General features: G+C 65.3%; 11 protein-coding genes and 1 tRNA gene. 6 read left to right on the top strand and 6 right to left on the bottom strand.

Annotated elements, in window-relative coordinates; genetic code table 11:
- Positions 1-563: 563 nt before the first annotated feature.
- The 4 genes from ACQR10_RS02835 to tsaD form a co-directional block, all read right to left on the bottom strand.
- Complete coding sequence (locus ACQR10_RS02835; protein ID WP_315800784.1) at positions 564-779, bottom strand: dodecin family protein; 216 nt, start codon at positions 777-779, stop codon at positions 564-566.
- A gap of 325 nt (positions 780-1,104) precedes the next feature.
- Positions 1,105-1,518: an EVE domain-containing protein gene (locus tag ACQR10_RS02830; RefSeq protein ID WP_315800785.1), complete on the bottom strand. Its 414-nt coding sequence runs from the start codon at positions 1,516-1,518 to the stop codon at positions 1,105-1,107.
- Positions 1,519-1,702: 184 nt separating this feature from the next.
- Positions 1,703-2,683, bottom strand: coding sequence for an NAD(P)H-dependent glycerol-3-phosphate dehydrogenase (locus tag ACQR10_RS02825; protein ID WP_316180229.1), 981 nt, complete (start codon positions 2,681-2,683; stop codon positions 1,703-1,705).
- 241 nt (positions 2,684-2,924) lie between these two features.
- Positions 2,925-3,992 carry a tRNA (adenosine(37)-N6)-threonylcarbamoyltransferase complex transferase subunit TsaD gene (gene tsaD / locus ACQR10_RS02820; RefSeq protein ID WP_434846065.1) on the bottom strand — a complete coding sequence of 356 codons (1,068 nt, stop codon included), beginning with the start codon at positions 3,990-3,992 and terminating at the stop codon, positions 2,925-2,927.
- 140 nt (positions 3,993-4,132) lie between these two features.
- Here tsaD and ACQR10_RS02815 point away from each other — a divergent pair, with 140 nt between their 5' ends.
- The 5 genes from ACQR10_RS02815 (at position 4,133) to ACQR10_RS02795 (ending at position 9,752) form a co-directional block, all read left to right on the top strand.
- A complete protein-coding gene (locus ACQR10_RS02815; RefSeq protein ID WP_434911777.1) occupies positions 4,133-4,861 on the top strand; it encodes a uroporphyrinogen-III synthase in 729 nt (242 codons plus the stop codon).
- A gap of 50 nt (positions 4,862-4,911) precedes the next feature.
- Complete coding sequence (locus tag ACQR10_RS02810) at positions 4,912-6,222, top strand: COG4223 family protein (protein WP_434881634.1); 1,311 nt, start codon at positions 4,912-4,914, stop codon at positions 6,220-6,222.
- A gap of 17 nt (positions 6,223-6,239) precedes the next feature.
- Positions 6,240-8,138 (top strand): heme biosynthesis HemY N-terminal domain-containing protein, encoded by a 1,899-nt coding sequence (locus ACQR10_RS02805; RefSeq protein ID WP_434881633.1) that lies wholly within the window; start codon positions 6,240-6,242, stop codon positions 8,136-8,138.
- A gap of 143 nt (positions 8,139-8,281) precedes the next feature.
- Positions 8,282-8,357 (top strand) — tRNA-Thr (locus tag ACQR10_RS02800).
- Between the two features lie 1,200 nt (positions 8,358-9,557).
- Positions 9,558-9,752: a hypothetical protein gene (locus ACQR10_RS02795; protein WP_316180214.1), complete on the top strand. Its 195-nt coding sequence runs from the start codon at positions 9,558-9,560 to the stop codon at positions 9,750-9,752.
- 71 nt (positions 9,753-9,823) lie between these two features.
- Here ACQR10_RS02795 and ACQR10_RS02790 read toward each other — a convergent pair whose 3' ends face one another.
- Entirely contained in the window at positions 9,824-11,827 is a 2,004-nt protein-coding gene (locus ACQR10_RS02790; RefSeq protein ID WP_316180212.1) for an ATP-dependent nuclease, read from the bottom strand.
- 468 nt (positions 11,828-12,295) lie between these two features.
- Positions 12,296-12,898 (bottom strand): hypothetical protein, encoded by a 603-nt coding sequence (locus tag ACQR10_RS02785; protein ID WP_316180210.1) that lies wholly within the window; start codon positions 12,896-12,898, stop codon positions 12,296-12,298.
- A 587-nt stretch (positions 12,899-13,485) separates the two neighbouring features.
- Here ACQR10_RS02785 and ACQR10_RS02780 point away from each other — a divergent pair.
- On the top strand, positions 13,486-14,898 hold the full coding sequence (locus tag ACQR10_RS02780; RefSeq protein ID WP_316180208.1) for a GSCFA domain-containing protein: 1,413 nt from the start codon (positions 13,486-13,488) through the stop codon (positions 14,896-14,898).
- The last annotated feature ends 23 nt before the right edge of the window (positions 14,899-14,921 follow it).

Raw genomic sequence — 14,921 nt, 5'->3', positions numbered from 1 at the left:
CCTCCCTGCGCAACGATTTTAACGGCTGCTTCGCGTTCTCCCTGGTGCGCTGGGCTGTCTGGCCACCATCACGAGCGCGACACGCCAGGGCATCGCCACCCGCTTGATATCAGCGTCGGGATATCAGGACCGCGCGACTTGACCGTGCGTGCATCGATCGTTCGTCCGCGCAACTAAGTCGCGCTGCGTTGACACACGCCCATCGCATCCCACTGCCAACGATCCGTGACGGTCGCGAAACGACCCTCATGCGGCAGCAGGGACGCGCGGAAATGTTATTTGCCCGACGGTGCAAGGGGAAATGCTGCGGCAAACTAAAACGACGGGCAGTTTGCCCATGGCAGGCTTGCGGTCACGTCCATCCCGCTCGGCTTTACGGAGAGCCCGGCCATCCCCGTCCTTGTTTGCTCAAAAGGAAGACGTGGATGCCCGGGACAAGCCCGGGCATGACGGAGTAGTTAGTTCGCGATCACCGCGCCCTGATGACGGGCGTGACGCCGAATAGCACGTCCGCCGTTGCTCTGGCCGATGGGCGCTGCGAGCAATGCAAGCCGATGGACAGCTTATGCACCTTCGAACTTGAACGACACGTTGAGCTTGGCCCGATAGGCTTCCACTTTCCCCTTCGCGTCGAGCTGCATGTCCAGCTTGACGACTTCCGCGACGCGGAGGTCTCGGAGTGTTTTCGCCGCCTGTTCGACCGCATTCGCGGCCGCCTTTTCCCAGGATTCACCGCTGGTACCGATCAGCTCGATGACTTTGTAGACGCTGTCAGACATGTCGTTCTCCTGTTCGGTATGAAGCAGGAAGCAGGAGCTTCCTGCCACAACCGAGCGTAGCATCACGACATCAACACGGGAAGCGCTCGGCAGAGTATTGATCCCGAAGTTCACCCAGCCTTTCAGGGCAGGATTTCCTATTCTCAGATGCGATCGCGGCCCTCTACGCCGGGAACTTCTCGACTGACGACCTGAGGGCCATGGGCAGGCGCTCGGCGAAGAGATCGCAACCAGATGGTCGACGAGCCGCGCAAGAAAGGTCTGGATCTCTGAGCTGCGCCAGAGCCGGGCGCTGCTGAGCCGGCATCTTACGCCGTTCGATCGGTTATACTCCGCCCAACTTGCAGATGTGCTTCCATTCCTCCGGCGTCACCGGCTGCACCGACAGGCGCGACTGCTTGACCAGGGCCATCTCACTGAGCGTCTTGTCGGTCTTGATCGCGGCGAGCGTCACCGGGGTCTTGAACGCCTTGTGCGCCTTGATGTCGACGCAGACGAATTTGCCGGTCTTGTCGGTCGGGTCGGGATAGGCTTCCTTGATGATCTCGGCGATGCCGACGATCTCCTTCCCCTCGTTGGAATGATAGTAGAAGGCGAGGTCGCCCTTCTTCATCGCCACCAGGTTCTGCCGCGCCGTGTAGTTGCGCACGCCGGTCCAGGCCTCCCCCTTCGCGCCCTTCTCCACCTGCTGGTCCCACGACCATACCGAGGGTTCGGATTTCACCAGCCAGTAGTTCATGATGCAGTTCTCTTTTCTCTTTCCATTCATCGTGGCCGGGCAAAAGTGCGAAGCACGTCTGTCAAAGGCCCCGGCCATCCACGTCTCACCGCCAGCTCTATTATCTTAGACGTGGATGCCCGCGACAAGCGCGGGCATGACGGCGGAGGTGGCTGCACGACCGGTAGCGCCGCGCCTACACCGCTCACTCCTCCGCCTTGAACGGGCGCAGCATCAGCGCCTCGATCGCAGCGTCGATCGTGACGCTGCCGGCGAGAATGGCGGCCACGGCCAGCGCGACCGGCATCTCGACGCCGCGCGAGGTGGCGAGCTCGACCAGCACGGGCGCGGTGTATTGTCCCTCGGCGAGCTTGCCCGCCGGCAGCGGCTCGCCGCGGCCGAGCGCGAGGCCGGCGGCGAAGTTGCGCGACTGCGGGCCGGCGCAGGTGAGGATGAGGTCGCCGAGGCCGGACAGGCCGGTCAAGGTCTCGCTGCGCGCGCCATAGGCGCGGCCGAGCCGGACCAGCTCGGCGAAACCGCGCGTGGTCAGCGCCGCCAGGGCCGAGGCGCCGAGCTGCCGTCCGGCGACGATGCCGGCGGCGATCGCCAGCACGTTCTTGGCGGCGCCGCCGATCTCGACGCCGCGCACGTCGGTCGCGTGATAGGGCCGGAAGGTCGGCGAGCCCAGTGCCTGCACCAGCGCCGCCGCAAGCGGCTCGTCGCGGGCGGCGAGCGTCACCGCCGTGGGCAGGCCGCGCGCGACATCGTCGGCGAAGCTCGGGCCGGACAGGATGGCGGGGATCGCATTCGGCGCCGCCTCGGCGATGACCTCGGTCATGAATTTGTGGGTGCCGTGCTCGATGCCCTTGGCGCAGGCGATGAGCGGTGTGCCAGGCCGAAGCAGCGGCGCGAGGTGCATGACCGCGCCGCGCAGGTGCTGCGCGGGAACGACGATGAGAACGGCGTCGGCGCGGGCGGCCCGGGCGAGATCGGCGGTGACGGCGATGCTGTCGGCGAGCGGAATGCCGGGCAGGCGCGGATTCTCGCGCGCGCTGGCGATGCGCGCGGCGTGGTCGGCATCGCGGGCGTACAGCGTGACGTCACGGCCGGCGCGTGCCGCGACGGCGGCGAGCGCGGTGCCCCACGCCCCGGCGCCGATGATGCTGATGGTTTGGAAACTGATCATGCGCGGCAACCGCCGCTGCGCTCCCTCTCCCCTTGTGGGGGAGGGCTGGGGAGGGGAGTGCCACGGGCGAGAGCGTTCGTGGGGCTACGCCCACCCCCGACCCCTCCCCGCCTAGCGAAGCTCCGCTTCGCGCGGGGGGAGGGGGGCGCACCGAGTTTGCCGCGCCAGCTTGCGCTATGGCGTACAAGAGAACGAGCCAATGGATGGCGCGTGCTCGGCGCAGCCAGCAACTCTGCCACGGTCAAAACCCCGCGCGCGTATTCGCGAACTTGCCCGGCACGCTGGCATTGGCATCCAGCAGCCAGCGGGCGCGCGGGGCGGCGTCCATGCCGTCGACCATGCCGAGCGCGAGCCGCTCCAGTCCGGCCCAGGCAATCATCGCACCGTTGTCGGTACACAGCGCCGGCGGCGGCATGATCAGGCGGGTGCCGCCGGCTTGCGCGACATCGTCGAGCGCGCCACGGATCGCCTGGTTGGCGGCGACGCCACCGGCGGCGACCAGCGCGGTTGGCGCACCGAAGCGCTGCTTGAACAGATCGAGGCCGACGCGCAGACGGTCGGCGGTCGACTCCAGCACCGCCGCCTGGAAGCTGGCGCAGAGGTCGGCGACATCCTGGTCGGCGATGCTCTCCAGTCGGCCGATCTCGTTGCGCACCGCGGTCTTCAATCCCGACAGCGAGAAATTCGCATCGCTGCGGCCTAGCATCGGACGCGGAAACGCGAAGCGCTTGGCGTCGCCGTTGCGCGCGGCCTGCTCGACTTCAGGTCCGCCGGGATAAGGCAGGCCCAGCATCTTGGCGACCTTGTCGAACGCCTCGCCCATGGCGTCGTCGACGGTGGTGCCGAGCCTGATGTAGTCGCCGACGCCGGCGACCGCGACGATCTGGGTATGGCCGCCGGAGGCCAGGAACAGGCAATAGGGGAAGTCGATTGCATCGGTGAGGCGCGGCGTCAGCGCATGCGCCTCGAGATGGTTGACCGCGATCAGCGGGGTATTGTGGACGAGAGCAATCGCCTTGGCGGTGGTGAGGCCGACGATGACGCCGCCGATCAGTCCTGGGCCGGCCGCCGCGGCGACGCCACCGAGCGCGGCATAGTCGATGCCGGCTTCGCGCATCGCTGCGTCGATGAGATGGTCGAGCATGTCGACATGGGCGCGCGCCGCGATCTCGGGAACCACGCCGCCATAGATGGCGTGCTCGTCGGTCTGCGAGCGCACGACGTTGGACAGGATCTGCCCCTTGCCGTCCGAATCACGCGCCACCACGGCGGCGGCGGTCTCGTCGCAGGTGGTTTCGATGCCCAGCACGAGCGTTTGCGATTCGTTACCCAATCTCAACCCTTTTGGTCATTATGAGTGCGCAGAACCGCCTAACACCACGAGGTCGCCAGGTGCAATCACCCGTCCGTTGCAGCCCGGCCGATCCGTATTCGACGGGAGCATAGCACATGGCCGTGCTGGTGACCCGTCCCGCCCCCGACAATGAGCGCACCGCCGCGGCTTTGCGCGCGCGCGGCTTCGACGTGCTGCTGGCGCCGATGCTGCGCTTCGAGCCGGTCGCGCTGCCGCCTGACGCCGGCCGCGACGCCGCCGGACTGATCGTGACGTCATCGAACGCGCTGCGCGCGGCCGCGCCGCAGCTCGGAGCGTCCGCCTTGCTGCGCCTGCCGCTGTTCGCGGTCGGCGACCAGACCGCGGCGGCCGCACGCGACGCCGGCTTCAGGCAAGTGATCTCGGCCGCGGGCGATGCGACGGCGTTGCGCGACCTGATCGCCAATGGCGGCGTCGTCGACGCCGGGGCCACCCTGCTCTATCTTGCGGGCGCCGATATCTCGCGCGATCTCGCCTCCGAGCTCGCCGCACGCGGCTACGACGTGGTCACGCAGACCGTCTATCGGATGGCACAGGTGACCAGCCTGCCACGCGAGGTCTGCGACGCGTTCGCGGCAAACGCGATTCGCGCGGTGCTGCATTATTCGCGGCGGAGCGCGGCGGCGTTCGTGGCGGCCATCCGGGCCGACGGCGTCGAAATCTCGGCGCTGGCGGTGCCGCATGCCTGCCTGTCGGCCAATGTCGCCGAGGTTCTTCGAGAGGCTGGCGCGACCCAGGTCACAATCGCGGCGCATCCGGATGAAAACGACATGCTGGAGGGCCTGACCCGTGCGCTACGGTCGTGAATGGCGTAAGAGGGCCTGCTCAATCTTGCCTCAGCCAGGGAACTTCCACCATGGTCGATGAACCCGACACCGCTGCACCGGCCTCCGACACCGGGCGGCCGAAACGGCCACCGCCGACCATCGACCTGGAGCCGACCTCGCGCGAGGAGCGCCCGTCGGCCAGCGAGAGCGCGGCCGAGCGGCCGAGCGCCTCGCCATGGTCCGCGCCGGCCGAAGCCTTGGCCGAGGGGTCGTCGGGCGCGGCGAGCCAGTCGCATCCGCATGGCGCCGGTGACACCGAACCGGAATCTGCTGCCAGCGAGACGCCCGAGGAGACCGTCGCCGCGGCCGAGCCGCCGCGCGCCGAGCTTCCTCCGCTCCCGCCGCCCCGCCCGGTCTCGCCCTGGATCATCGCGCCATTCTCCGGCGCGGCCGCGGCCGCGCTGGTGATCGGCGTCGGCTGGATGCTGGGCTGGCCGCAGGTCGTACCGCCGTCGGCCGTCTCACCGCAGGCGTCCGCCGTCGACGCGCTCGCCACCCGCGTCGCCGGGCTGGAGCAGCGCATCGGCAAGCCGGATGGCGCCGTGACCGGGCGGCTCGATGCCGCCGACAAGGCGATTGCAGCGCTGCGCAACGATATCGCCGGCCTGCGCGCGCAGGCTGACAAGACGGTGGCCGCGCTCAACGATGTCAGGGCGCAGCCGCGCGACGGCGCCGCGCCGGCGCCCGCACCCGAGCCGGTCGATCTCTCCGGCCTGACCGCCCGCATCGATGCGCTAGAGCAGGCGAGCAAGAGCCAGAGCGCGGCGCTGGCGCAGGAGAGCCGCAAGATCACCGAGGCCGCGGCTGCCAAGCCCACCGACGACGCGCCGCTGCGCCGTGTGGTCGCCGCGACCCTGCTCGACGTCGCCGTGCGTCACGGCGATCCCTACGGGCCGGCGCTGTCGACGGCGAAGTCGCTGGCGCCCGATCCGGCCGCGCTGAAGCCGCTGGAGGTCTTCGCCACCAGCGGCGTGCCGAGCCCCGCGGCGCTCAGCCGCGAGCTGCTCACCATCGTGCCGAAGCTCTCGCCGCCGGCACCGGAGAGCACCACGGGAACCTCGATCCTCAGCAAGCTCTCGGCCGGCGCCTCGAGCCTGGTCAAGGTCGAGCGCACCGACGGCGCCGGCACCGATCGCGGCGCGGTGGTGGCACGGATCACCGCGGCGGCGCTGCGCAACGACTTCGCCGAGGCGCGCCGCGAGCTGAAGGGTCTCTCGCCGGAGGATCGCGCTCCCGCCAATGACTGGCTCGCACGTGCCGACGCCCGCGACGCCGCGCTGTCGACCGCCCGCAAATTCGCCGACGACGCGATGACCGCGCTCGCCAAACCCGCGCAATAGGACGCCCAAGGACGCACATGTTCCGGATCGTCATTTTCCTCATCCTGGTCGGGCTCGCCGCGGCGGGCTCGGCCTGGGTCGCCGAGCAGACCGGCGACGTCGTCTTGAACTGGGGTCCGTGGCGGATCGCCATGACCTTGCCGGTGTTCGTGCTCGCGCTCGGCCTGACCATCGCCGCCTGCGTGCTGGTCTGGAACCTGATCAGCGCGCTGCTGCGGGCGCCCGGCCGCATCCGCAAGGCGCATCGCGCCCGCCGGCATCAGCGCGGCCGGCACGCCATCACCCACGGCCTGCTCGCGATCGGCCATGGCGATTCGACCGCGGCGCGCCAGCACGCCGACACCGCCAGGCGGCTGGCCGGCGACGATCCGCTGACGCTTCTCCTGCACGCCCAGGCGGCTCAGCTCGAAGGCGACCGCGACGGCGCCCGGCGCGCCTTCCGCGCCATGGCCGAGCGTCACGACACCAGGCTGCTCGGCCTGCGCGGCCTGTTCATCGAGGCGCAGCGCGCCGACGACGCCTACGCCGCGGTCATGATCGCCGACGAGGCGCTCAAGCTGGCGCCCAACGCCACCTGGGCCTCGCATGCCGTGCTCGGCTTCCGTTGCGCCGAGGCCGACTGGGACGGTGCGCTGGCGATCCTCGACAGCAACTACACCGCCGGGATGATCGACAAGCCGACCTACCGCCGCCAGCGCGGCGTGCTGCTGACGGCGCGCGCGCTGGCGCTGGAGACTGCGGATCGCGACCTGTCGCGCACGAGCGCGATGGAGGCGGTGAAGCTGGCGCCGAGCCTGGTGCCGGCCGCGGTGCTGGCGGCGAAGTTCGAGAGCGAGGCGCATCAGGTGCGGCGCGCGATGAAGATCATCGAGGCGGCCTGGGCCGCCGGCCCGCATCCGGAGCTCGCCGACGCCTACGCCCATGTGCGGCTCGGCGATTCCGCAACCCAGCGGCTGGCGCGGGTGGAGAACCTCGCCGCGCGCACGCCCGGCCATGTCGAGGGCGCGCTGGCGGTGGCGCGCGCGGCGATCGACGCCGCCGAGTTCGGCCGCGCCCGCGCGGCGCTGGCGCCGTTCACCGACGATCCGACCCAGCGCGTGGCGATGCTGATGGCCGAGCTGGAGCGCACCGAGCATGGCGATGCCGGCAAGGCGCGGGAATGGGCGCTGCGCGCGGTGCGCGCCCGCCACGACCCGGCCTGGACCGCGGACGGCTATGTCAGCGACCGCTGGCAGCCGATCTCGCCGGTCACCGGCCGGCTCGACGCCTTCCAGTGGCAGACGCCGGTGGCGAGCCTGCCCTCGGAGCGCAGCAGCGTGATCGAGAGCACGGCCTTCGCCGAGGCCGTGCTGGCCCCACCGGTCCGTCCGGCCGTCGCCGAGGCCGCAGTCGCGCCACCGCGCGAGGCCGCAAGCGAACCTGTGGTGATCACGCCGGCCGTGCAGGACAACGAGCCGCCGCGGCCGGTGGTCGCCACCGAGCCCGAGCAGGCCGAACAACCGGTCGAGGAGGCCGTGGACAAGCCTGTCGACAAGCCGGTGGATATCCCTGTGGACACGGCTGAGGACGGCAAGCTGATCGAAGCCACGGCCGTGGCCGCCGAGCCGGCGCCGCCGTTGCAGGCCGCGGAGCCCGCCGAGACCGAAGCCGAGCCGGACACGGAGGCCGAGCCGGACGCGGTGGCCGCCAAGCCGGCCGAGACCGCGGCGACCGCGCCGACGCCGCTGTTCCGCACCCGCAACGATCTCGCCCGGCCGGCGGAGACGCCGATCCAGGCGATCGTCCCGATCATGCGGCCGCCGGACGATCCGGGCGTCGACGACGACGACCAGCCCCGCGACGAGTTCGCCGAGCAGATCGCGCCCAAGGCGCAGGCCGGCGGCTGGCGCGGGTTCTGGTCACGGTTCGGCGGCTGAGGGCCGTCCCGCTGTTCCCGGCCACACCGGTTCGATTCCGGGCCGCGGCGGCGCGCGTTGTCCTTGCCAACGGGCCGTCCGCCCGATATCAGGAGCGCGTTCGCGTCGTCAGGCCTCGTGCCGGGCGCTCGCCGCTATAGTTCGCCGCAATAGCTCAGCTGGTAGAGCACGTCATTCGTAATGACGGGGTCGGGGGTTCGAGTCCCTCTTGCGGCACCACGCTTCGCCCTACGGGCTACGCGTGGCGCAGCCGCCGTAGCCCGGAGGGCGAAGCGTGCCCGGCGTAGCCCGTTGGCGAAGCCGGGCGTTTGAGCCCCCCGGTGCTGCCGCTAAGCCCGCTTTCTGATCCCAATCCACTCTGTCAAACAGCCTGCCGCTCGTCGCAGCCTTGCTCGCGCCCATGCCACCGCAGCCTCGCGGCCGGTTCGGCCCGAGTTCTGCTGCAATCTGGCGTCCTCTTGAATGAGAGGGCGCGGGGAAGGCCGGGTGCTGGTCGCACCCGCGGTCCGCGTGCAGCAAAAAAGCACGCGGCAGAACCACAGGTACGGCCGAACATCCGGCCTTCCCCGCGCGATGGCTTTACGGCTTATACGCGATCTCCCCGGGGACCGGCTGTCTTGCCCCCGTCGCCCGCAGCGCTCGTCATGAACGCCGCGACCTTGACGCCAGCATCGGGGCGCCAGGACCACGCGACTTCGCCGTCCGCACCTCGTCAGTCGTCGCGCAAAAGCGCCTGACAAAGCCGCGGCCACCGCATCCCCGCCTCACGTGCCGTGACGATCGCGATACGCCCCTCTCGGCGAAGCAGGATGGCGGGATAAGATCACTGATTTGGGGGTAGCGTCAAGAGTTTTTCGGGTATTCGGAATCGATCGCTTGCGCTCTCTCCATACGGGCGGGCGAGAGATCGTTTACAGTAGGTCGCCATGTAATTCATGGCCTAGGCGACTTTCTTCACGAGCACGCCGAGCGGTCTCTACTTGACCTTCGCCAGTTAGAAGTACGCGGAAGAAAAGTGCAGCGTCACCGTAACTCCGCGGTCGGGGCTAGCATGGATGTTCGAAGGGAGAGCGCCCAAACGGCGGCCTAGCTGCACAGAGTTTTGATTCGGATGGGTGTCAATGGCTAACTGCACTCAATCCAGGAGAAATCCACCTGCCGGTTTAACGTGGTTAGCAGGACCATTTTGCGCTTGCGGCCAACGGAACGGTGAGGGACAAACCTAAATCCCCCCGAGAATCAGCTCTCAAGATTTCAAATGGAGAGCTGTGCCTATGTCTTCACATCCGCTTGAAACGCGCTCCACGCTTAAGAGCGGGCAAATCTGTCCGTGCTTTCCGCTTGCGCGCCAAGAAAATCATTTGGCACAAGGGAATCGCCCCCGAGAAGCCAGCTCGAAGAATTATGGAGAGCTGCGCCATGAGTGACCCCGAGCTGAATGTTAAGTTCTGGCCACCCAGCGTCACGGCCAAAGGGGCGAAGGCCATCGAAGCCATCCGCCGTCCCCTCGCATTTGCAGTCTACGCTCGGCCCGTGGTGGCGTTAATTCTCGGGCTGGCCGTCGTGTTCGGCGGGCACGAGATGGTCCCATGGCGTTTGCTGAAGTTCTGGTAGGGCGCGTGATAGAGCAGCGACCGGGATGGTGTCGAAGCGGGCGGCCTTGCTGAAGCGAGTATTGGAGCGCTTCACTTGAAGGGGGCTGAGCCTTTCATTTTGCTATATCGATCGGACAATGTTTTAAAGATTGCCTGAAAGCGTTTGATGCTGTCCGGTGTCAAAACCTTGGCTGGTTCTGATCCCACCAACGACATGAATTCTCGGGCAGGGCGCGTTTTGAAGAACTCTAACCCTATTGCAGCAAATGCCTCCTCGTATCGCTTGACTATGCGAGGAATTTTGGCGTTTAGCGCGAGCTTCTTTCCCTTTAATTCCGTCTTGTATGTGTCTGCTACCAGCTTTTCATAAACCGCCGGTTCTATAAGGTCCTCAATATCAGCCTCGGAAGGTTTTGGATCGAACCCCTCCGTTACAAAGAGCACGGCTGTCTCTCTGAGCAATTTGTTTTTGACGATATCCTTCTGGGTCTCACGGCCGGAGCGATCATCGTCCAGAAGAACAAGAACGTTTAATTCTTCTGACGCCAGAAGAGCGGCCATATAGGAGACTTTCCCAGCACCGCCGGCAGGGGTGATGGTCAGTTCCTCGGGCAGCGCAGGGACGCCCGCCGCGGAGCAGTGGGCATTTACGGAAGATAGTATCCAAAAGTCGGTCACGCCCTCTACGATGAGGTTTGAGTGACCTACGAAAAGGGTTTGAGATAACTGGTAGCCCAGAGCCGCCTGAAGGGGGAACAGCGTTCTGGCGTCGCCTGTCGGAACGTTGGTGACCTTAGTTCCGGTCTTTTCGTCGATGTTGACCGTCCTCACAATCTCGATGGCGTCCGGTGGGACCATGAAGGGAGAGTGGGTGGTGTAGATGATCTGGTTTTTGTAGTCCTCACGGAAGTGCTTGAGGAGGTTTTCCTGGGATTTAGCGTGCAGGTATAACCCCGGCTCGTCGAGGAGAAGGATTGCTCCTTCGGCATTACCGCCCTGAGTATCGGCTGAAAACGTGATGTAGAAGGCGAAGAACCACCTAAACCCGCGGCTTCGCTCATCTAGATTCACTTCAACGGGATATTGGGCGTTCGGGTCTGAAATCAAAACTGTAACGTGAGGCCCGTCGATATCGATGCGGACCATGAGTTGCCGGTCTTTCCAGAGTCGGCGAATCTCACCTGTCACAAGTGAACTAGCGCGGTTAAGGAGTTGTCCTCTTAATTCGTGGTCGGTGCGTTTTTCGTACAACTCATTCGGTTTGAACCCCGCGACCTTGGCGAGTTTCTCGAAGTTGTTTTCACTTTCCTTTGTGGACGGGTTGTTTCCGCGGGCTTCGACGAAAGCCTGTAAGTCTTGATGTCCAGACAATTCGGGAAAATCCGCGATGTAGATGAATTGGGGCAGCCAATCCAAAACAAGCTTTCGCGCCTCCAGCAACTTCCCATCATAGCCAGTGATTTCCGCAGCGTGATCCTCGACCTCGGTCAGTAGTTCGTCCTGGGCGTCATCGAGCATTATACCAGCCGCCCCAAGGGTTTTTCTCACAGCGGTCGCTGCTGGGGCAACTGCCGCTGCCCAAGCTTTTGCTTCCGCTGTCGTGTTGGCGGTTTCGAGCGCTGTCCATGCGTTGATACAATGGGTCTTCGGCTCACCCTCAACAGCGAGCCATTTCGGCTCAAGAACCGGTTTCAGCCGTTTCAGGGCGCTCGCGGCTTTCTTGGAGACGAGGGCTGGCGGCTGCGTTTGAAAATCGGTCCAGAGTTGAGCACCGTATGGGCGGCCCACGGCAACCCTCTTTAGCGGGCCCAGAAGCGGGGTGATCTGCTCAGTTTCTTCCGGCGTGAGCTCCCACCACGTCCACACAACGGGAGTATTGTTCTTGCAGTCTTCTAACCTACGACTCCGCGGAAAGTCCTTTACGGGGTTCAGAGGCTGCATTTCCCCGGGCGGATTAAGCGACGCGAGCGCCAGCAGCAGGTTGGATTTACCGCTCTCGTTCCGACCTACCAAAGCTGTAAGATCACCAACGTTGATCCAGCCGCTGTCTTCGATTGATCGAAAATTCTGGACCCAAAAACTGCTTAGCTTCATGAAGTCCCCCAACAATTCGGCGCGAGGTTAGACGTTCACAACCCCCGGAGGAAGTTGGAAAGCGAGAAAACTGGTGATCTCTGAGGAAAAAGCTCAGACGGGTTATGGGGTTTGTTCTTGATGCTAGACTGCGCCATGGACCGGGCAATGCAGCTACTGCACTTGGCTGAGGCCGAACGGCGCATTGCCCTAGGTATGCGGATTATTGCCGACCAGGAGGAGCGCATCGCGCTTCGTCGAAGCTGCCACGACGTAACCTTGGCTCAGCAACTTCTTGATAAGTTCGAGCTAACCCAAAACCATCACCTGGCTCACCCGGCGAATATCCTCGCAGAGTTGGAAGCCTGTGAAAGCGAAAGCCCAAGTTACGGGGCTTGTCTTGGCGCTCTGAGGGGTGGGGGACGAGGCGTTGAACCTCTCTACTGTGCCGTGGGCGCTTTCAGGCGACCAGCCTTAAGCCGCCATCGTCTATCGGATCGCCTCGTAGACCAAGACCGAAGCAAATAGGATCGGCAATACAGCAAGCCACCAAAGAACGATGGCGACGACAAACGTCCATAGCGTCGACGCTATGGCGGCAATGAATCCCAACCGCTCAGGTCCCAGCGCCCGTGTGGACCTCCAATTGCCGAGCGGCGCGAAAACTGGTGCGATGAGGAGCTTACCCCAGCCCCCGAAAATGCCGGCGAGCGCCCCCGGCATCTTAGGAACCCATGTGCCCGCGGTCTCAGCTGCCAGCGTTAACGCCGCGATTAGCATCATCGCGACCGGTACCCAGTAGTACGGGAGCTGCTCCAACTTGATGCCTCGACCCCATGCAAGCAGCACGACAACAAGATTGGCCACCACGGCTGGTATTCCGACAATCAGGTAGAGCCACGGTTGATTATTTCGGCGAGCTGTCGACACCTCCTCATGCGCGCTGCGAAATATCCGCCCACCGACGGCAACGATCAGAACAACGGCAAGCAGACACGCAAAAATCGCCGCGAGCCAGCTCAACCCCGCCAGCACCGCTCCAGCTCCGAAGAGCAGAACGCAGAGGATCAGAAACAGAAGAACATTCGTCATTGCGCCCCGCTTGCCCTTCCGCAATGCAACGCAGGAAACCATCGAGCCAAATATTTTGAAAGGGCACTGTCACCATAATTCCGACATGCGCAGACGAGGGCAGCAGGATGCTGCCTAGAGTGTGACACCCTTTTGGAGCGCCACGCTTCGCCCGTGCGGCTACGCCTGGCACAGCCGCGGGATGGCCCGAAGTGGCAAACGTGCCGAGCGTAGCTCCTTCGTGAGCCGGGCGTTTGAGCGATCCGCGTCCAGAGCCTCGTTTCTCAAACCTTTACGTCTGCGTTCCCCGGTTAACAATTGCTTAACCCAAATCGCGCCATCGTCGGCGCGAGCTGCGGGGAAAGTTCCCGCACTGGCGGCGTTTCGGACCCGTGTTTTTACGTTCGATATCCGCAATGCCGGCTGCGCTCGGCGTACGTCAACGGCCAGGCCGCAGACGATTAGTAGCAAAGGTCATGGTCGAAGCGGAATGCGCGCGGCGTGCGATGCCTGCGCGCGTGACGAACAGGCCTTTTAGGCGGCGATGCCCGGCTCCGGCGGCCGGCAGGCCGGATCGACGCAACGAGACACAAGGCGAGCCCTTCGACATGAGCACGACAGCCACTGCCCTCGACAGCCACACGCAGTTTCAATCGATCGTCGGCCAGATCCGGACGCTCGCCTACAAATATATCGAGGACAAGGATTTCGTCAGCGCGCAGCTCGCGTTCCAGAAGCTGCTCGAGCTCGACCCCAAGGACATCAACGCGCGCTTCATCTATGCGCAGCTGATCGACGACGGCTCGCACAAGAAGCGCGCCGAGGCGCGCGACATGATGCTGGCGATCCTCGACGAGAACCCTGAGATCTTCGAGCAGGCCACCGAAGGCAATCTGCACCTGATCCGCAGCGCGGCCGTGCGCTGCAGCCATGTCGGCCCCTTCACGCGCTCGATGGAGCTGTTCCGCAAGCTCGCGGCAGCCTCCAACGAGGCCGCCGACTATTTCTCGCTCAGCGAGATCCTGACCCAGAACAACGAGTTCGAGGAGGCTGTCGCCGCGCTCGAAAAGGCGATCAAGCTGAACCCGGCCTACGACAACCCGCTCAACCGCGAGACGCTGGAGCTTTCGCGCACCAACGCCAAGAAGGGCAAGGTCAAGGACGCCAAGGCAGGCCGCGCCAAGGTCGGCCGCTATCCGGAGACCAAGGACTTCCTCGGCGACCTGCAGACGCTGATCACCAGCCACATCGCCGTGAACCTCGCCGCCGCGCCAAAGTTTCTCGACAAGAGCACGCGCTTCTTCACCATGGGCTCGTGCTTCGCGCGCAACCTCTCCAAGAGCCTCAATGACAGCGGCTACAACAGCCACCACATGGAGATCTCGGAGTACATCAACACGACCTTCGCCAACCGCGTGTTCGTCGACTGGCTGCGCGGCGCCAAGATCGATCCGGAGATCCGCGAGCGCATCGTCGAGCTGCTGCCGCCGGGATCGAGCCCGGAGAATACGCTGGCGGTCATCAAGCAGGCCGACGTCTTCATCCTGACGCTCGGCGTCGCCGCGGCGTTCTTCGACCGCGAGACCGGCGCCTTCGTGCTACCGCGGCCGACCGCGCTGAACTCGCGGGCGCTGGCGGAGAAGTACAAGTTCCGCACCGCCAGCGTGCAGGAGAACGTCGACAACGTCCTCTACCTGATCGAGTTCATCCGCAGCATCCGGCCGGACATCAAGGTGATCGTCACCGTGTCGCCGGTGCCGCTGTTGACCTCGTTCGAATATGAATCGGTGGTGCAGGCCGACTGCCTGTCGAAGAGCACGATGCGGCTGGTCGCGCACGAGGTCGTCAACAATTCCAACCTCGCGGACATCTGGTACTGGCCGTCGTTCGAGGTATTCCGCTGGGCCGGCTCGAACGCGTCGAGCTTCTTCGCCGCCGACGACGGCGCTGCCTGGCACGTCTCGGAGGACAAGGTGTCCGCGACGGTGCGCGCCTTCGTGCAGACCTTCTCGCCGGCCTGAGCGCTGGTCGGGACGGCGATCGA

It is taken from the genome of Bradyrhizobium sp. HKCCYLRH2060, from assembly GCF_051168135.1.
In the GTDB taxonomy this organism is placed as follows: Bacteria; Pseudomonadota; Alphaproteobacteria; order Rhizobiales; family Xanthobacteraceae; genus Bradyrhizobium.
The sequence above is the reverse complement of the archived record's forward strand: the minus strand, read 5'-3'. Positions and strand labels throughout refer to the sequence as shown.